Origin of the sequence: Aquincola sp. J276 (assembly GCF_024700035.1) — a bacterium.
In the GTDB taxonomy this organism is placed as follows: domain Bacteria; phylum Pseudomonadota; class Gammaproteobacteria; order Burkholderiales; family Burkholderiaceae_C; genus Aquincola; species Aquincola tertiaricarbonis.
Genome location: NZ_JAJONC010000001.1, coordinates 3,583,313 through 3,601,356 on the forward strand (window position 1 = coordinate 3,583,313; position 18,044 = coordinate 3,601,356).

General features: G+C 71.1%; 15 protein-coding genes. 8 read left to right on the top strand and 7 right to left on the bottom strand.

All coding sequences use genetic code 11. The features are described from left to right. Positions 1-18 precede the first annotated feature (18 nt). Positions 19-1,728 carry an ATP-dependent DNA ligase gene (locus LRS14_RS16680; RefSeq protein WP_257800230.1) on the top strand — a complete coding sequence of 570 codons (1,710 nt, stop codon included), beginning with the start codon at positions 19-21 and terminating at the stop codon, positions 1,726-1,728. Positions 1,729-1,741: 13 nt separating this feature from the next. Here the strand turns inward: LRS14_RS16680 and LRS14_RS16685 are convergent, their stop codons facing one another. Both LRS14_RS16685 and LRS14_RS16690 read right to left on the bottom strand, forming a co-directional pair. Beyond that, positions 1,742-3,157 (bottom strand): CoA transferase, encoded by a 1,416-nt coding sequence (locus LRS14_RS16685; RefSeq protein WP_257800231.1) that lies wholly within the window; start codon positions 3,155-3,157, stop codon positions 1,742-1,744. A gap of 60 nt (positions 3,158-3,217) precedes the next feature. Continuing rightward, entirely contained in the window at positions 3,218-3,943 is a 726-nt protein-coding gene (locus LRS14_RS16690) for a gamma-glutamyl-gamma-aminobutyrate hydrolase family protein (protein ID WP_232315237.1), read from the bottom strand. Positions 3,944-4,191: 248 nt separating this feature from the next. Here LRS14_RS16690 and LRS14_RS16695 point away from each other — a divergent pair, with 248 nt between their 5' ends. Then, the gene (locus LRS14_RS16695; protein WP_257800232.1) at positions 4,192-5,859 is read left to right on the top strand and encodes a Na/Pi cotransporter family protein; all 1,668 of its coding nucleotides are present in this window, start codon (positions 4,192-4,194) and stop codon (positions 5,857-5,859) included. A gap of 162 nt (positions 5,860-6,021) precedes the next feature. Here LRS14_RS16695 and LRS14_RS16700 read toward each other — a convergent pair whose 3' ends face one another. From LRS14_RS16700 to LRS14_RS16720, 5 genes are all read right to left on the bottom strand, one after another. Beyond that, complete coding sequence (locus LRS14_RS16700) at positions 6,022-8,481, bottom strand: response regulator (protein ID WP_257800233.1); 2,460 nt, start codon at positions 8,479-8,481, stop codon at positions 6,022-6,024. Further along, positions 8,478-9,014: a response regulator gene (locus LRS14_RS16705; protein ID WP_083440285.1), complete on the bottom strand. Its 537-nt coding sequence runs from the start codon at positions 9,012-9,014 to the stop codon at positions 8,478-8,480. Before LRS14_RS16705 ends, LRS14_RS16700 begins: the two co-directional genes overlap by 4 nt. After that, complete coding sequence (locus LRS14_RS16710) at positions 9,011-11,233, bottom strand: ATP-binding protein (protein WP_257800234.1); 2,223 nt, start codon at positions 11,231-11,233, stop codon at positions 9,011-9,013. Before LRS14_RS16710 ends, LRS14_RS16705 begins: the two co-directional genes overlap by 4 nt. After that, positions 11,230-11,874, bottom strand: coding sequence for a biliverdin-producing heme oxygenase (locus LRS14_RS16715; protein WP_257800235.1), 645 nt, complete (start codon positions 11,872-11,874; stop codon positions 11,230-11,232). Before LRS14_RS16715 ends, LRS14_RS16710 begins: the two co-directional genes overlap by 4 nt. A gap of 138 nt (positions 11,875-12,012) precedes the next feature. After that, the gene (locus tag LRS14_RS16720; protein WP_310740841.1) at positions 12,013-12,840 is read right to left on the bottom strand and encodes a carbohydrate kinase; all 828 of its coding nucleotides are present in this window, start codon (positions 12,838-12,840) and stop codon (positions 12,013-12,015) included. A 267-nt stretch (positions 12,841-13,107) separates the two neighbouring features. Between LRS14_RS16720 and LRS14_RS16725 the strand changes: the two genes are divergently transcribed. Genes LRS14_RS16725 through LRS14_RS16750 form a run of 6 tightly spaced genes read left to right on the top strand, consistent with a single transcriptional unit; the run spans position 13,108 to position 17,997 of the window. Next, positions 13,108-14,127, top strand: coding sequence for a sugar ABC transporter substrate-binding protein (locus LRS14_RS16725; RefSeq protein WP_257800236.1), 1,020 nt, complete (start codon positions 13,108-13,110; stop codon positions 14,125-14,127). Next, complete coding sequence (locus LRS14_RS16730; protein ID WP_046111125.1) at positions 14,127-15,080, top strand: ABC transporter permease; 954 nt, start codon at positions 14,127-14,129, stop codon at positions 15,078-15,080. The genes LRS14_RS16725 and LRS14_RS16730 overlap by 1 nt, the downstream gene beginning before the upstream one ends. Before the next feature lie 16 nt (positions 15,081-15,096). Beyond that, positions 15,097-15,903 carry an ATP-binding cassette domain-containing protein gene (locus LRS14_RS16735; protein ID WP_232315238.1) on the top strand — a complete coding sequence of 269 codons (807 nt, stop codon included), beginning with the start codon at positions 15,097-15,099 and terminating at the stop codon, positions 15,901-15,903. Positions 15,904-15,919: 16 nt separating this feature from the next. After that, positions 15,920-16,375 carry an RbsD/FucU family protein gene (locus LRS14_RS16740; protein ID WP_046111126.1) on the top strand — a complete coding sequence of 152 codons (456 nt, stop codon included), beginning with the start codon at positions 15,920-15,922 and terminating at the stop codon, positions 16,373-16,375. Beyond that, positions 16,375-17,619 carry an ROK family transcriptional regulator gene (locus tag LRS14_RS16745; RefSeq protein WP_046111127.1) on the top strand — a complete coding sequence of 415 codons (1,245 nt, stop codon included), beginning with the start codon at positions 16,375-16,377 and terminating at the stop codon, positions 17,617-17,619. The genes LRS14_RS16740 and LRS14_RS16745 overlap by 1 nt, the downstream gene beginning before the upstream one ends. A 36-nt stretch (positions 17,620-17,655) precedes the next feature. Beyond that, positions 17,656-17,997 (top strand): hypothetical protein, encoded by a 342-nt coding sequence (locus LRS14_RS16750; RefSeq protein WP_257800237.1) that lies wholly within the window; start codon positions 17,656-17,658, stop codon positions 17,995-17,997. Positions 17,998-18,044 lie beyond the last annotated feature (47 nt).

Sequence of the window (18,044 nt, forward strand, 5' to 3'; positions counted from 1 at the left end):
GCCTGCTGCACCCCGGCGATGCACGCTTTTGCCACCCTGTTCACCGCGCTGGATGCCAGCACCGCCACCAGCGACAAGGTGGCCGCATTGCGCCGCTATTTCGCCCAGGCCCGGCCGGAGGACGCCGCGTGGGCCGTGTACTTCCTGGCCGGCGGCAAGCTTCGGCAGGTGGTGCCCACCGGCGTGCTGCGCGCGCTGGCCTGTGCCGAGGCCGGCGTTCCCGAATGGCTGTTCGAGGAGAGCTACCAGGCGGTGGGCGACCTGGCGGAGACCATCGCCCATGTGCTGCCGCCGGCCGGGCAGCTGGGCGAGCCGCTGGGCCTGGCCGAATGGATCGAGCACCGGCTGCTGCCGCTGCGCGGCCTGCCGCCGGAAGAACAGGCACGCCGCGTGGCCAGCTACTGGCGCGAGCTGGACACCACCGGCCGCTTCCTGCTCACCAAGCTGATCGGCGGCGGCTTCCGCGTGGGCGTCAGCAAGCTGCTGGTGCAGCGGGCGCTGGCCGAGCATGCCGAGCTGGATGCCAAGCGCGTGGCCCAGCGCATGATGGGCTACACCGACGGCCGCTCCACGCCCAGCGCCGCGCGCTACCTGGCGCTGCTGGCGCCGGCCGCGCCAGCCCAGGAAGGCGAGCAGCGCGCGCCGGACGATGCCGGCCAGCCCTATCCCTTCTTCCTCGCGCACCAGCTGGAAGGCGATGCCGCCGATTTCGAAGCCCGCCTCGGCCCGCCCGAGCGCTGGCTGGTGGAGTGGAAGTTCGACGGCATCCGGGCGCAGATCGTCAAGCGCGCCGGGCGGGTGTGGATCTGGTCGCGCGGCGAGGACCTGATCACCGAACGCTTTCCCGAGATCGTCGCGCTGGCGCAGCCGCTGCCCGACGGCACGGTGCTGGATGGCGAGCTGGTGGTGTGGCAGGACGAGCGGCCGGCGCCGTTCGCGCTGCTGCAGCAGCGCATCGGCCGCCTCAAGCTCACCAAGAAGGTGCTGGGCGACGCGCCGGTCAACTTCATCGCCTACGACCTGCTGGAGTGGCAGGGCGTGGACTGGCGGGCCCAGCCGCATACCGCGCGCCGCCAGCAGCTGGAGCAGGTGCTGGCCGACAGCCGCATGCAGCTCTCGCCCATGGTGCAGGCGGCGGACTGGCCGGCCCTGGCCGAGCTGCGCATCGAGTCGCGCGAGCGGGGCGTGGAGGGCTTCATGCTCAAGCAGCGCGATGCCGCCTATGGCACCGGCCGCACCAAGTCCAGCGGCACCTGGTGGAAGTGGAAGATCGAGCCGATGACCGCCGATGGCGTGCTGGTGTATGCCCAGCGCGGCCACGGCCGGCGGGCCAGCGTCTACACCGACTACACCTTCGCGGTGTGGAACCGCCAGCCGGCCGATGCCGCCGAGGCGCAGGCGGTGCTCGATGCCATCGCCCGGCGCGAGCCGGCCCAGCCCGGCGCGCTGCAGCTGGTGCCGTTCGCCAAGGCGTACTCGGGCCTGACGGATGCCGAGTTCGCCGAGGTGGACCGCGTGATCCGCGCCAACACGCTGGAGAAGTTCGGCCCGGTGCGCAGCGTCAAGCCCACGCTGGTGTTCGAGCTGGGCTTCGAGGGCATCCAGCGCAGCCCGCGGCACAAGAGCGGCATCGCCACCCGTTTTCCGCGCATGCTGCGCATCCGGCACGACAAGCCGCTGTGGGAAGCCGACACGCTGCAGACGCTGGAAGCGCTGATCCACGGCTGAGGCGCGGCGGCCTTCAGTCCCAGCGCGGCGGATGGCTGCCCGGCGGCATTGAAGGCCGCTGCCAGGCCGGCGGCGTGCGGGAAAAGCGCACCGGATGGCGCAGCACCGTCAGCGCCCCGAAGCCGCTGGCTTCCTGCACCAGGTACGGATCGAAAGAAGGCGGCACCACCTGCAGCCCGCCCGGCAGCCGCCCCAGGCTGCGCAGCCAGGCGCCCACGCCGGCCAGCGACACCTGCACATGCCAGCTGCCGCCTTCGTGCTGCTGGCGCCACAGCGCGGCCTGCGCGCCGAAGGCCAGCAGGTAGCCGGCGGCGTAGTCCAGGATCTGCAGCGGCAGGGCGCGCGGCGTGTGGCTGCCGGCGGCCAGGGCTTCGGCCAGGTTGAAGCCGGTGGCCGTCTGCACGAGCGAATCGAAGCCGCGGCGGCCGGCCCACGGGCCTTCGGCGCCATAGGCGCTGAGCGACACCACCACGATGCCCGGCCGCAGCCGCGCCAGCGCCTCGGCCGAGAAGCCGAAGCCGGCCAGCGCACCCGGCCGGTAACCCTGCAGGAACACATGGGCCTGCGCCGCCAGGCCGCGCAAGGTGGCCCGGCCGGGCTCGTCCATCAGGTCGATCAGCACCGAGCGCTTGCCGCGGCTGGTGTCGGCGATGGCGGCGATGTTGGGCAGCGAGGGCGAGTTCACCAGCATCACGTCCGCGCCATAGGCGGCCAGCGTGCGGCCGGCCACCGGCCCGGCGAGGATGCGGGTGAGGTCCAGCACCCGCAGCCCGGACAGCGGCGGCGCGTCGTCGCTGGCCAGGGCCGGCCAGGCCAGCGGCCCGCCTGCCTGGCCGGCCGGCTCGATGCGGTTGATGCGCACCACTGGCTGCGCGGCCACCGCCACGCCCTGCGGATGGCTGTCCCATTGCTCGAAGCTGCGCGCCGCGGCCACCACCAGTCCGGCATCGGCCGCTGCGGCCTCGAAGCCTTCCGCATTCCAGTGGCGCAGCGCCTGCTGCACTGCCTCGCGGCCGGTGGCCTCGCCCGGCGGCAGGCCCAGCAGCCGCAGCGCGCCGTCGCGGTGGTGCGCGAAGTTGGCATGGATGCGGACCCAGCCGGCTTCGCCATCGGGGCCACAGGCATACAGGCCGGAGATCTTGTCCCACAGCGGTGGCTGCACGCCATCGACCAGGAAGTGCGCGCAGCTGTCCAGCGCGGCATGCACCCGGTCCACGTCGACCTGCTGGCGTGCCTGCCCGCCACCGCGCCAGTGCCACAGCTCGGCCGCGGCCAGCGCCGCGGCGCCGAGCGAGGCCTGGGCCGCGGTGGCCACCGCGAAGGAGGAGGGCAGCACCGGCGCGTCGCCGGCCAGCATGGCCTGGGCCAGGGCCGCCGCCGGCAGGCCGGCCTGCTGCCACAACGCGGCCAGCGCATCGGCGGCCGTCATGGGCGGGGCGGAAGCGGGTTCTGCGCGCACGGCCGGGCCTGCGGTGGATGGCGGCGCGTGCTACTGCGCCTTGCGGGCGCGCACCGCCGACAGGAAGTCGTCGAGGATGGGCGAGCCGTCGAGCTGGTCGTCATGCCAGCGGTTCAGCGCCATGAATTCCGGGTGCCACTGCATGCCGAACACATAGCTCGGGCCTTTCCAGCGGATGGCTTCCACCACGCCGTCGGGGATGGCCAGCGCCTCCACCTCCAGGTCGTGGCCCAGCGTCTTCACCGACTGGTGGTGGATGGAGTTGATGGCGCCGGTGCTGCGGTCGGGGTACAGCCCGGCCAGCCGGGTGCCGCGCACCAGGCTCACACGGTGGAACTGGCGTTCGTAGGTGTTCTCGTCGTGGTGGCGCAGCGCGCCGGGCAGCTGGGTGGGAATGTCCTGGTACAGCGAGCCACCGAAGGCCACGTTCAGCAGCTGGCAGCCGCGGCAGATGCCCAGCACCGGCTTGCCGGCGGAGATGAAGGCGTCCAGCAGTTCCATCTCATAGAGGTCGCGCACCCGGTCGCCGGCCCAGGCCGGCTTCATCGGGGTTTCGCCATAGGTCTCGGGTGAGACGTCGGTGCCGCCTTGCAGCACCAGGCCGTCCAGCATGTCGGCGTAGTGGCGCAGGCTCATGTCGCTGCGCCGGACCAGGCTCTCGCTTTCCACCGCGGGAATCATCACGCCCAGCACCTCGCGCGACATCACCCAGTGCGCCACCGACTGCTCCAGGTAATGCAGCGTGCGGGTAAACACGCCACCCAGGCTGGGGACGGGTGTCGTCGGATGGTAGATGCGCGCGGAAAGCCCGATAAGCAGGGGCTTGGTGCTGGCAACCGGGGCGGAGGGGACGTCAGGCATGGAGGGCGTGAAGCGCGTTGGGGCAGGCGGGTGAAAGGCAATCGCCATGCCCTGGCCCGGGTCCTGCGTGATGCGCCCACTGTATCGGCGCACCCGGGCCCTGCGCCGCACCGGCCGTCAAAAAACTACGTAAGCTGCATTCGATGATCCACCTGCTGAATTTGCTGGCCGCCATCGCCCTGCTGGTCTGGGGCACCCACATCGTTCGTACCGGCGTGCTGCAGGTGTTCGGAGAAAACCTCCGTACGGTGCTGGCCTCCAGCTTCAGCCGGCGGGTGCCGGCGATGCTGGCGGGGCTGGGCGTCACCAGCCTCGTGCAGTCGAGCACCGCCACCTGCCTGATCGTGGCCTCGTTCGTGGGCAAGGGGCTGGTGAGCACCAGCGCCGCGCTGGCGGTGATGCTGGGCGCGGACATGGGCACCGCGCTGATGGCGGTGGTGTTTTCCTTCGACCTGTCGTGGCTGTCGCCGCTGCTGATCTTCGTCGGCGTGGTGATGTTCGTCTCGCGCCAGAACACCGTGGGTGGCCGGGTGGGGCGGGTGCTCATCGGGCTGGGGCTCATCACGCTGGCGCTGCAGCTCATCGTGCAGGCCACCGAGCCGATGACCCGGTCGCCGGTGGTGCGCACGCTGCTGGTGTCGCTGCCCAACGAGATCCTGCTGGACGTGCTGGTGGGCGCGGTGCTCACGGTGGCGGCCTATTCCAGCCTGGCCATCGTGCTGCTCACCGCCACGCTGGCCTCGCAGGGCCTGCTGCCCACCAACGTGGCGCTGGGGCTGGTGATCGGCGCCAACCTGGGCAGCGGCGTGCTGGCCATCATCGCCACCAGCGGCGCCGCGCCGCAGGTGCGCCGCCTGCCCATCGGCAACTTCATCTTCAAGGCCACCGGTGCGGTGCTGGCGATGCCGCTGCTGGGCCATGTGCATGTGCTGCTGCAGCAGCAGATACCGGTGGTGCACCAGCAGATCGTGCTGTTCCACCTCGGCTTCAACATCACGCTGGCGCTGCTGTTCATCGGCTTCACCGGTGTGGTGGGCCGCTGGGTGGTGAGCTGGCTGCCCGACCCCAGCCGCGGCGGCCCGGGTGAGCGCCCGCGGCACCTCGATCCCGTGGCCCTGGCCACGCCTTCGCTGGCCATCAGCTGCGCCGCGCGTGAGGCGCTGCACCAGGCCGACGTGGTGGAGACCATGCTGCGCGGCATCCTGCCGGTGATCCGCCACAACGACCTGCGCCTGGCCGAGCAGCTGCGCAAGATGGACGACACGGTGGACGAGCTGTACTCGGCCATCAAGTTCTACCTGACGCAGATCTCGCGCGAGGCGCTGTCCGAACGCGAAGGCCGGCGCTGGACCGACATCGTCAGCTTCACCATCAACATGGAGCAGATCGGCGACATCATCGAGCGGGTGCTGCAGGACGTGGAGGACAAGAAGATCCGCAAGAACCGCAGCTTCTCCGACGCCGGCATGGCCGAGATCTGCCACCTGCATGAGCGCCTGCTGGCCAACCTGCGGCTGGCGATGAGCGTCTTCCTCGACGGCCATGTGCGCGACGCGCAGCGGCTGCTGGAGGAGAAGGCCCGCTTCCGCGACCTGGAGCACGAGTACGCCGCCAGCCACATCACCCGGTTGCGCGACAACACTGCGCAGAGCATCGAGACCAGCTCGCTGCACCTGGACCTGATCAGCGACCTCAAGCGCATCAACTCGCACCTGTGCTCGATCGCCTACCCGATCCTGGAATCGGCCGGCGCGCTGGCCAGCACCCGCATCCGGCACTCGCAGCTCGCGCCGCTCACCGACGAGAGCTGATGGAGCCCCCAAGCTCGCTGGCGCTCGCTGCCCCCGAGGGGGCGCACCCGCCCTTGGGGCGGCCCGGCGGGCGGGTGATGGAGCCCCCAAGCTCGCTGGCGCTCGCTGCCCCCGAGGGGGCGCACCCGCCCTTGGGGCGGCCCGGCGGGCGGGTGATCTCAGCTAGTTCAGCGTGCGGCTGCCGCTGCCGCCGCGCAGCGCACGGCGCAGCCGGCGGGCCAGCTCCTCGTCGCGCAGCGGCTTCTGCAGCACCTGCTCTTCCGGAATGTCCTTCAGCGCCGCCAGGTCGACGAAGCCGGTGAGGAACATCGTCTTCAGGTGCGGATGCGACAGCTTGAGCAGCCGCACCAGCTCCGCGCCGTTCATGCCCGGCATCGCGAAGTCGGCCAGCACCAGCTCGATGTCCTTGCGCCGCGCCAGCAGCTCCAGCGCGGCACCGCCGCTGCCCGCCTCGATCACGCGGTAGCCGATGGCGCGCAGCATCGACGAGGTGGCATCGCGCACCGCCGGGTCGTCGTCCACCAGCAGCAGCGTGTGGCTGGGCTCGCTGCCGTCCAGCAGGCCGTGCTGGGTCACCTCCGGCTCGCGCTGGCGCACCTCGCCCATCGCGCGTGGCATGAACACATGCACCGAGGTGCCCTTGCCGGGCTGGGTGTCGATGCGCACGCCACCGCCCGACTGCTTGGCAAAGCCATACACCTGCGCCAGCCCCAGGCCCGACCCCTTGCCCACCTCCTTGGTGGTGAAGAAGGGCTCGAAGGCCTTGGCCAGCACCTCGGGGGTCATGCCGCTGCCGGTGTCGCTGACTGTGAGCCGCACATAGTCGCCGGCCTCGGGTTCTTCCGGCCGCTGCGGCGGGCCCAGCGTGACGTTGGCGGTGCGCACGGTCAGGCTGCCGCCCACCTCCATCGCATCGCGGGCGTTGATGGCCAGGTTGAGCACGATGAGTTCCATCTGCGTCACGTCCACCAGCGCCGGCCACAGCGGCTTGGTCAGCTCGGTGGCCAGGCGCACGCTGCCGCCCATGGTGGACTGCAGCAGGTCGCGCAGCGCCAGCACGGTGTCGTTCAGGTCGATGACCTGCGGCTCCAGCCGCTGCCGGCGCGAGAAGGCCAGCATCTGCGCGGTGAGCTTGGCGCCGCGTTCGGCCGCGCTCTGCATCGAATCGAGCCGCTTGAGCACCCGTTCGTCCGGCGCGACGCCCTGGTTGAGCAGCCGGCGGATCAGGCTGATGTTGGACAGCACCACCGTGAGCAGGTTGTTGAAGTCGTGCGCCACGCCCGAGGTGAGCTGGCCCACGGCCTCCAGCCGCTGCATCTGCTGCAGCGTGGCTTCCACCCGGCCGCGTTCGGCGATCTGTTCCTTCAGCTCCTGGTTGGTGGCGGCCAGCTCGTCGGCGGCGGCCCGCTCCTCGGTCACGTCGCGGCCGATGGCGTAGAAGTAACCGGCATCGGGCCGCACCGCCCAGCGGATCCAGCGGTAGCTCCCGTCGCGCGTGCGCACGCGGCTGTCGAAGCGCGCGGTCCCGGCGCCGGCGCCCAGGGTGTCCATTGCGGTGCGGGTCACCGCCACGTCGGCCGGGTGCAGCAGCTCCACGATGGCCTGGCTCATCACCTCGGCGGCCGGCCAGCCCAGCAGGCTTTCCCAGGCGGGATTGAGCGCCTCGGGCGTGCCGTCGGGCCGCCACACCGCCATCAGGTCGGCCGACAGGTTCCAGATGCGGTCGCGCTCGCGGGTGCGCTGCTCCACCCGCTCGCCCAGCGCTTCGTTCAGCCGGCGCAGGGCCTCGCCCTTGCGGCGCTGGCCGGTCACGTCCCGCGCGGTGCCCACCAGCCGCGGGCCGCCGTCGTCGCTGTCGAAGCGGCGGCCGGCGATGGCCAGCCAGCGCACCCGCTGGTCGGACAGGGTGATCACGCGGTGCTCGAACTCCAGCTCCGGCCGGCCGTCGGGCACCAGCGCGGCGGCCAGCGACTGCTCGAACAGCACGCGGTCGTCCGGGTGCACCACCTGCGACACGAAGTAGGCGTAATCGACCTGCGCGCCGGGCAGGATGTCGGCAATGCGGCGCAGGCCGTCGTCGATCCACAGCCGCGGGCCGGTGGGATCGAACTCCCAGACGCCGATGTTGGCCGCCTCGGCCGCCAGGCGGAACAGCACCTCGGCCTGGCGCTGGCGCTCCAGCGCGAGCCGGGCGGTGGCCTCGCTGGCGCCCAGAGCGGCTTCGGCGTCGCGGCGGCGCATGCGCTCGCGGGCCTCGGCCAGCGCCCGTTCCACCGCCTTGGGCAGCCGCGCCAGGTTGCGCTTGAGCACGTAGTCCGTGGCGCCCTGGCGCAGCGCGTCGGTGGCCACGTCCTCGCCCACCACGCCGGACACGAAGACGAAGGGCACGTCCGGCAGCTTCTCCAGCGCCTGCCGCAGCGCGGCAATGCCGTCGAAGTCGGGCAGCGAGTAGTCGGCCAGCACCAGGTCGATGTCGCTGCGCTGCAGCGCGGCCAGGAACTCGCTGCGGCGCGCCGCCCGCACCACCTCGATGGGCATCTGGGCCCGCTGGAGGTAGGTGCAGATCAGCTCGGTGTCGATGTCGCTGTCTTCGAGGAGCAGGACGCGAGCGGGGCCGTTCATCGGATCGGCAGGCGGGGCGGCGGTTGGTTCAGCACGGCCCAGAACATGCCCAGTTCCTGGATCGCCTGCAGGAAGGCGCGGAAATCCACCGGCTTGACGACGAAGGCATTCACGCCCAGTTCGTAGCTGCGCACCAGGTCGCGTTCCTCGCGGGAGGAGGTGAGCATCACGATGGGCACGGCGCGCAGCAGCGGGTCCTTCTTCACCCGCTCCAGCACTTCCAGGCCGTCCAGCCGGGGCAGCTTCAGGTCCAGCAGCACCACCGCGGGGTCGCCGCTGTCGCGGCCGGCCCAGGCGCCGCGGGCATGCAGGTAGTCCAGTGCTTCCACGCCGTCACGGGCCACATGCACCGGGTTGGCCAGCTGGCAGCGTTCCAGCGCGGCCAGGGCCAGCTCCAGGTCGTTGGGGCTGTCCTCCACCAGCAGGATGGGCCGCAGCTCGGCCGAACGGCTGGCCGAAGCCAGCAGCTCGATGGTCTTGTGCAGGGAGGCGTCCGGGCTCGGACCGCCTTCCGCGTGAGGAATCTTCGTCATGATTCGCCTTGTTTCTGGGCCGGGCGCGGTACGCCGAATCGGAAGGTGGCGCCCTCGTCGGGTGCGCCTTCGGCCGCGATCCAACCGCCGTGGCGGTCGATGATGCGGCGGGTGAGTGCCAGGCCGATGCCGCTGCCCTCGAAATCCTCGACACGGTGCAGGCGCTGGAACACGCCGAACAGCTTGCCCTGGTAGGCCATGTCGAAGCCGACCCCGTTGTCGGAGACGGTGTACACGGTCTCGTGCGCGCGTTGTTCGCCGCTGATGCGGATCACGGCCACCGGCTTGCGGCGGGTGTACTTGATGGCGTTGTCCACCAGGTTGGCCCAGGCCTGGCGCAGCAGCGAGGCATCGCCCCAGGCCGGCGGCAGCGGACCGATTTCCCAGGTGACCTGGCGGGTGCCCTGGTCGATGCGCATGGAGCGGCGCACCTCCTCCACCAGCTTGGCCATGTCCACCGGCGCCATCTCCAGGCTGGCCCGGCCGAGCTGGGAGAAGTTCAGCAGGTCGTCGACCAGGCGGCCGGCCGACAGCGCCGACTCGATGATGGTGTCCAGGTAGTGGCGCGAGCGGCTGGCGAGCTGCGGCTCGCTTTCGCCCAGCAGCTGAGCGAAGCCGACGATGTGGCGGAACGGCGCGCGCAGGTCGTGCGAGACGGAGTACGAGAACGCCTCCAGCTCGCGGTTGCTGGTCTCCAGCCGGTCGGTCAGCGCGGCGCGCTGCTCGGCCTGCTTGAGCACCAGCGTGACCATGGCCTGGCAGAAGGAGCGTGCGGCATCCACTTCCACCGGCGTCCAGCGCTGGGCGGTGCCGCGCACCTCCTGCGTCCAGGCGGCGAAGGAGGCCCGCGGCGTGAGGCTGCCGTCCGCGGTGGTGGCCTTCTCCGGCCGGCCGCCCCAGGTGACGGTGTGTATGCGCTCGGGGCGGAACCACATCACGTAGTGCGGATGGATGACCGAGATGGGTGCGGCGATCAGGCCGCAGGCGGTGTCGGCGAACTCGGCGGCCGGCGGGTAGACGGCCGGCAGGGCATGGGTGGCGAACAGCTCGCCGCGGTCCTGCCGCTGGTGCAGCCAGGTGGCCAGGGCCTTCAACTGGGCCGGGGACGGCGCCTGGCCCACGCTGTGCACCGTGTCGCCGCGCAGCACCGCGGCACCGCTGGCGCGCGTCAGTCGCAGCCAGGCCTCGGGGCTCTTGGCCAGGCGGCCGGTCACGGCATCGGGCGCGTCCCCGGCCTCGGCCATGCGGGCCACAAGGTCGTGTTCCAGCTCCTTGGCGGCCCAGCGCAGCGCGGCTTCCTGGCCGCGTTCCCGCGCGCCGATCTTCAGCGCCAGGATCTGGCCGAGGAAGTCGCAGGCCGCGCGGGTGGGGGCGCCCACCCGCAGCGGCTGCGCATGGTGGCAGGCGATCAGGCCCCACAGCTGGCCGTCGATCACGATGGACACCGACATCGACGCCGCGGTGCCCATGTTCATCATGTACTGCAGGTGCACCGGCGAGACGCTGCGCAGCGCGGCACCGGAGAGGTCCAGCGGCTGGCCGTCCAGCGGGCTGGCCGCAGGCAGCACCGGCACCGGGGTGTACATCGCGTCAGGGATCAGCCGCAGCCGGTGGCGGCGGTACAGCTCGCGCGCCTGGGCCGGGATGTCGGAAGCCGGGAAGCGCAGGTCCAGGTAGCTGGGCAGGCGGCCGTTGCCGTCCTCCGCGATCACGGTGCCGTGCCATTCCTCGTCGAAGCGGTAGACCATCACGCGGTCGAAGCCGGTGAGCTGGCGCACCTCGCGCGCGGCATGCTCACCCAGGACGGCCATGTCGTCCTCGCCCTCCACGTCGTCGAGGAAGCTGCGCAGGCGCGGGTAGAGCGAATCCAGCGTCTGCAGCTCGGTGGCGTCCAGCGGCTCCAGCTCGACGATCAGGCCCTGCGGCGTGGCATGCACCGTCATCTGCAGCAGCCGGGCCCCGCAGGCCTGGGCCTGCTGCAGCACGCCGTCGCTGGCTTCAGCCCAGGACTGCAGCAGCGCCGGCAGGGCGCCGTCGATCTGCGCGGTGCTGGTGGGTGCCTCGGGCAGGCCCAGCAGCGCGGCGGCGTTGCCGCTGGCCTGCAGCACCCGGCGGCCGTCGGGGGCCACCACCAGCAATGCGCCATGCGGCTGGATGCTCCCGGGAATGTGGATGGGTTCGCGGGCGCAGGCGTCGGCGGCGGCGGCGCCGGCGTTCACAGCGCCACCCCCCATTCGCTGGAAGGATCGTCCTCGCCATGGTCCGGCACCACCACCGCCGGCTCCAGCCACTGCAGCAGCAGCGCGAAGGTGGCCAGCGCGCCGTCCACCACCGCCTGCTGGCGTGGCGGCGGCACGGTGGACAGCAGGGCCAGCGTCTGCCGCCAGCGCTCGCCGGTCAGGTCGCCATAGGGATGGAAATACAGCAGCCCCTCGGCCGGGCACCAGTCGGCATCGGCCAGCAGGCGGCGGGTGATCACGCGGCCGCCGAGGGTGGAGCCCTCCATCACGTACAGCGAGCCGAGCGCGCCTTCCAGCGTGCGGCACAGCTGCGCGGCTTCGGGCACCACGGGCAGCGCCTCGATGTCCAGGTCGTCGATGTCCAGTGCGCGCAGGTCGTGCTCGATCAGCGCCAGCCGCTGGCGCGGCGCAGTGAAGGCTTCGTCCTGCAGCGCACGGGCCAGTGCCGGTTCCCACGCGCGGTGGAAGCCGTGGAAGCGCATCAGCACCGCCACGAAGCGCGTGTAGCTCATCGGGCTGTCGAGCAGCCCCAGCAGGGATTCCAGCTGCGCATGTGCATCGGCCGTGGCCTCGCGCAGCCGTGCGTGGAGCGAGAGGGAAGCGGCGGGCGTGGACAGCATGGACAAGGCCGGAAGGTGGACTGCAGTCCGGCGGCGCTTGCTGTCAGCGGGCGATGCAAGGGCCAAACCGGGCACGGGTGCATGTTTTAACACCGTCGTGCCGGGCGGCTTGTCAGCGGAGGCTGATAGGCGCTGTCCTCACACCGGCAGTTCGGCCCGGCGCGGCAGGTCGGCGCCGCGGCGCGAGCAGGTGATGGCGGCGGCCTGCGCCGCGAAATCCAGCGCCGCCTTGAGCTGCGTGGCCGGCAGCGTGCGCAGCGCCATCGGCGACAGTGCGTCGTGCTCGGCCAGCCAGGTGAGCAGCGCGGCCTGGAAGGTGTCGCCGGCGCCCACGGTGTCCACCACGTCCACCTTCACCGGCGCGGCCTGGGCCTGCGCCGCAGCGGTCCAGGCCAGCGCGCCTTCGCCGCCGCGTGTCACCACCACCATGGCCACGCCACGGGCCAGCCACTGCGCGGCCAGCACGTCGGGCGACTTGCCGGGGAACAGCAGGCCCAGGTCCTCGTCGCTCACTTTCAGCAGGTGGGTGCGCGGCAGCATCCAGTCCAGCAGCGCATGCCAGCGGCCCAGGTCGGGCTCCACGTTCAGGCGGATGTTGGGGTCGTAGCTGATCAGGCTGCGGCGGTGCTCGCGCTCGATCAGTGCCCGCTGCGTGGCAGCCACCGGCTCCACCACCGTGGCATAGGAGCCCACGTGGAAGGCCCGCGCCTCCGGCGGAATGGCGCCCAGCGACACCTGGGCCACGCCGCGGTCGGCCGCGCCTTCGCCATAGAAGGAATAGGAGGGCACGCCGGCGGTGTCCACGCCCACCAGGCTGAGCGTGGTACGGGCCGGGCTGCGCGGCGTGCAGCGGGTGTCCACGCCTTCGTCGGTCAGAGCGCGCATCAGCCGCTCACCGAGGAAGCCGGTGGACACGCCGCCGAAGAAGCCGACCGGCTGGCCCAGCCGGGCCAGGCCCACGGCCACGTTGAAAGGGGGAGCCGCCGACGCGCGCGTCGAGCATCAGGCCGGTAGAGGTATCGCCAGCTGCAAATACATCGAACAGCGCTTCGCCGCAGACCACGAACATGGGTTTCTCCAGGGGTTACAGGTGCGCAGCATGCCCCGCGCATGCCGCTGCGAACATCGGGTTTTCCATTAATCAATCAGCTTGATTTATTAACCGGACTCTACCAAAGTACATCCATCGGATCACCCCGATGTCGTTTTCAGACCAACACCGGAGACACCCCCATGCCCGCACAGCGCCCCGTTCTTTCCATCGCCGCCACCGCCCTGGCCGCTGCCGCCATGCTGGGTGCAGCCGCCACGGCGAATGCGGCCGAGCCGGTGATCGGCCTGATCACCAAGACCGACACCAATCCCTTCTTCGTGAAGATGAGGGAGGGCGCCACCGAGGCGGCCAAGGCCAAGAAGGCCCGCCTGATCGCCGGTGCCGGCAAGGCCGACGGCGACAACGCCGGCCAGGTGACGGCGATGGAGAACATGATCGCGGCCGGCGCCAAGACCATCCTCATCACGCCGAGTGACGCCAAGGCCATCGTGCCGGCCATCAAGAAGGCCCGCGATCGCGGCGTGATGGTGATCGCGCTGGACAGCCCGGCTGACCCGGCCGACGCCACCGATGCGCTGTTCGCCACCAACAACTACACCGCCGGCGTGCTGATCGGCCAGTACGCCAAGGCCGCGCTGGGCGGCAAGCCGGCCAGGATCGTCACGCTGGACCTGTTCCCGGGCCACCCGGTGGGCGCGCAGCGGCACAACGGCTTCCTGAAGGGCTTCGGGCTGCCGGCGCCGGAGGCCAAGAGCAACGAGCTGGGCAGCGACCCCGCCATCGTCTGCCAGGCCGACAGCTACGGCGACCAGGCCAAGGGCCAGACGGCGATGGAGAACTGCCTGCAGAAGAGCCCCGACGTCAACGTCGTCTACACCATCAACGAGCCCGCCTCCGCCGGTGCCTACAACGCGCTGAAGAAGGCCGGCAAGGAGAAGGGCGTGGTCATCGTGTCGGTGGACGGCGGCTGCCAGGGCATCCGCGACGTCAAGGCCGGCAAGATCGCCGCCACCTCGCAGCAGTACCCGCTGAAGATGGCCTCGATGGGCGTGGACGCGGCGATCGAATACGCCACCAGCGGCAAGAAGGCCAGCGGCTACGTGGACACCGGCGTGACGCTGATCACCGACAAGCCGCTGCCCGGCATCGACAGCAAGGACGTGCAGGCCGGCACCGAGCTGTGCTGGGGGAAGAAGTGATGTGGAAGGACAAGCTGCCGCCGCTGGGCGTGCTGGGGCCGTTCATCGCCTTGCTGGTGGCGTGCCTTTTCTTCGCCACGCAGACCGACCGCTTCCTCAGCGGCGAGAACTTCTCGCTGATCCTGCAGCAGGTGATGGTGGTGGGCGTCATCGCCATCGGGCAGACGCTCATCATCCTCACCGCCGGCATCGACCTGTCCTGCGGCATGGTGATGGCGCTGGGAAGCATCGTGATGACCAAGTTCGCCGCCGACCTCGGCCTGCCCACGCCGGTGGCCATCGCCTGCGGCATCGGCGTGACCACGCTGTTCGGGCTGGTCAACGGCCTGCTGGTCACGCGGCTGAAGCTGCCGCCCTTCATCGTCACGCTGGGCACGCTGAACATCGCCTTTGCGATCACGCAGCTGTATTCGCAATCGCAGACCGTCACCGACCTGCCCGACGCGATGACCTGGCTGGGCAGCACCTTCGGCCTGGGCGGCACCAACGTGGCCTATGGCGCGGTGCTGATGCTGCTGCTGTACTTCGCGGCCTGGTTCGCGCTGCGTGAAACCCAGTCGGGCCGCCATGTGTACGCGGTGGGCAACAACCCCGAGGCCACGCGGCTGACCGGCATCCCGACGCAGCGGGTGCTGCTGGGCGTGTACGTGATGGCGGGCGTGTTCTACGGCATCGCCTCACTGCTGTCCGTCTCGCGCACCGGGGTGGGCGACCCCAATGCCGGCCAGACCGAGAACCTGGACGCCATCACCGCGGTGGTGCTGGGCGGCACCAGCCTGTTCGGCGGCCGCGGCGTGATCCTCGGCACCCTGGTGGGCGCGCTGATCGTCGGCGTCTTCCGCAACGGGCTGACGCTGATGGGCGTGTCGTCGGTCTACCAGGTGCTGGTCACCGGCATCCTCGTCATCCTGGCGGTGGCGGCCGACCAGATGTCGCGCAAGTCGGCCCGCTGAGCCGGAAGGAACCTTTATGAGCATGCACAACCTCGCGGCCCGGCCGCCAATCGTGATGAAGGCCACCGGCCTGGTGAAGCGCTATGGCCAGGTGACCGCCCTGGACGGCGCCGACTTCGAGCTGCGCGCCGGCGAGATCCTGGCGGTGATCGGCGACAACGGCGCGGGCAAGTCGTCGCTGATCAAGGCGCTGTCGGGCGCCACCGTGCCCGATGCCGGCGAGATCCAGCTCGACGGCCAGCCCATCCACTTCAAGAGCCCCATCGACGCCCGCCGCGCCGGCATCGAGACGGTGTACCAGGACCTGGCGGTCGCGCCCGCCATGTCCATCGCCGAGAACCTGTTCCTCGGCCGCGAGGTGCGCCGGCCTGGCGTGCTGGGCAGCGTGTTCCGCATGCTGGACAAGAAGCGCATGCTGGAAGAGAGCATCGCCCGCATGAACGACCTGAAGGTCGGCATCCGCTCGATGACGCAGGCAGTGGAGACGCTGTCCGGCGGCCAGCGGCAGTGCGTGGCCGTGGGCCGCGCCGCAGCCTTCGCGCGGCATGTGGTCATCATGGACGAGCCCACCGCCGCCCTTGGCGTGAAGGAGGGCAACATGGTGCTGGAGCTGATCCGCCGGGTGCGCGACAAGGGCCTGTCGGTGGTGCTCATCTCGCACAACATGCCGCATGTGTTCGAGGTGGCCGACCGCATCCACGTGGCCCGCCTGGGCCGCCGTGCCGCGGTGCTCGACCCGAAGAAGATCACCATGAGCGACACCGTGGCGGTGATGACCGGCGCCATGCAGCCGCAGGACATCCCGGCCGAGTGCCTGGCCTGAAGCGGGGCGGCCCCAGATGCTCAAGCACATCCATCCGCTGCTCACGCCCGAGCTGCTGAAGGTGCTGGCCGAAATGGGCCACGGCGACGAGATCGTGCTGGCCGACGCCAACTTCACCGCCCACACGCTGGCCACGCGGCGGCCGGTGCTGCACTGGCCGGGCGTGTCGATGGAAGAAGCCTGCGAGGCAGTGCTCTCGGTGCTGCCGCTGGACGAGGCGGTGGCCCAGCCAGTGGCCTGCATGCAGGTGGGCGGCAGCGCGCCGGGCTATCTTTCGGCGCTGCAGCGCCGCGTGGTGCAGGCGCTGGCCGACCGCGGCGACGCCCGGCCGGCGCAGTGCCAGGCCACCGAGCGCTTCGCCTTCTACGATCGGGCCCGCCAGGCCTTCGCCATCGTGCAGACCGGCGAGCTGCAGCCGTATGCCAACTTCCTGTTCAAGAAGGGCGTGATCGCCCAGCCGCTGGAGCCCTGATGCCATCCGCCGCACCCGCCGCCTCCCACCCGCCCGAAGCCGGGCGGCTGCGCCCGCGCGGCTCCAGCCAGGGTGGCCTGCGGCAGTACAACGAACGGGTGGTGCTGCAGGCCATCCGCCTGAACGGCGCGCTGCCGGCGGCGGAAATCGCGCGGCTGACGCAGCTCACCGCGCAGACGGTCTCGCAGATCACCAAGCGGCTGCTGGACGATGGCCTGCTGGTCAAGGGCACGCCGCTGCGCGGCAAGGTGGGCCAGCCCTCGGTGCCGCTGGCGCTGGCGCCCGATGGCGCCTATGCCATCGGCGTGAAGGTGGGCCGGCGCAGCCTGGACGTTCTGCTGGTGGACTTCACCGGTGCGGCCTGCCAGCGCTCGTCGGTCAGCTACGACTATCCCGAGCCGGAGGCGGTGTGCGCCGCCATCGACCAGCACCTGCAGGGCATGCGCGAATGGCTGGGCCCCGGCCGGCGCGAGCGGCTGCAGGGCATCGGCATCGCCGCGCCGCTGTCGCTGGGCGGGTGGCAGACGCTGCTGGGCGTGGACAGCGAACGTGCGCGCGCCTGGGACCGCATCGACCTGCCCGACCGCGTGGCCGGCATGAGCGGCCTGCCGGTCACCTTCGTCAAGGACACCGCCGCGGCCTGCGTGGCCGAGCTGGTGGCCGGCCGCGGCCGCAGCGTGCGCAGCTTCCTGTACGTGTTCGTCGATACCTTCATCGGCGGCGGCCTGGTGCTGGACAGCCACCTGCGCGGTGGCCTCAGCGGCAATGCCGGCGCGGTGGGCTCGCTGGCCATGGGCCGCGGCCGGCGCGGCGAGGCGCATCCGCCGCAGCTGCTGAGCATCGCCTCGCTGTTCACGCTGGAAACGCTGTACGCCGCCGCGGGCCTGGACCTGGGCGCCACCACCGACGCCCGCGCGCTGCAGCCGCCCTGGCGCGCCTGCACCGACGCCTGGCTGGCCGAGGCCGGCCCGGCGATTGCCCTGGCCCTGCATGACGCAGCCTGCCTGCTCGACCTGGAAGGGGTGATCGTGGATGGACAGTTCAGCCGCGAGCTGCTGGCCGCGCTGCTGGAGGCGGTGGAAGCCGCCTGCGCCGACCTCAGCTGGGAAGGCGTGCGCCGGCCGCTGCTGATGCCCGGCACCATCGGCCCCGATGCCCGGGCACTGGGCGGCGCGCTGCTGCCGCTGCATGCCAACTTCGCGCCCGACCGGGACTTGTTCCTCAAGCTCGAGCGGCCTCTCTAGAATGCCTGCCCTTCGACTTCGTAAACAAGGACGCCCGTGGACCTGCAAGTACCGATCAAGATCTTCGACGAACTCCTCGAGGAGGTGATCGAGTCCACCGGCATGCTCGACCTGGCCAGCGGCGAGATCCGCGAGGTGACGTACATCGACTACGACGTGGCCCAGCGCGGCCTGCCCGCCGAGGACCCCGACTACGACTTCACCAGCGGCATGCTGTCCAACAACGGCCACGAGGTGGAGTTCCGCGTGGAAGTGGACGCCGCCGGCCGCAAGTACTCGGTCACCGCCAGCGAGCTGCTGGAGCTGAAGGGCCGCGCCGCCAAGCTGTTCACCGACAGCGCTCGCGCCGCCGCGGCCAAGAAGACCGGCAAGCGCTGACACCGGGGCGTGCGCCGGGCACGCCACGTGCCGCATCGGTCGCTCTT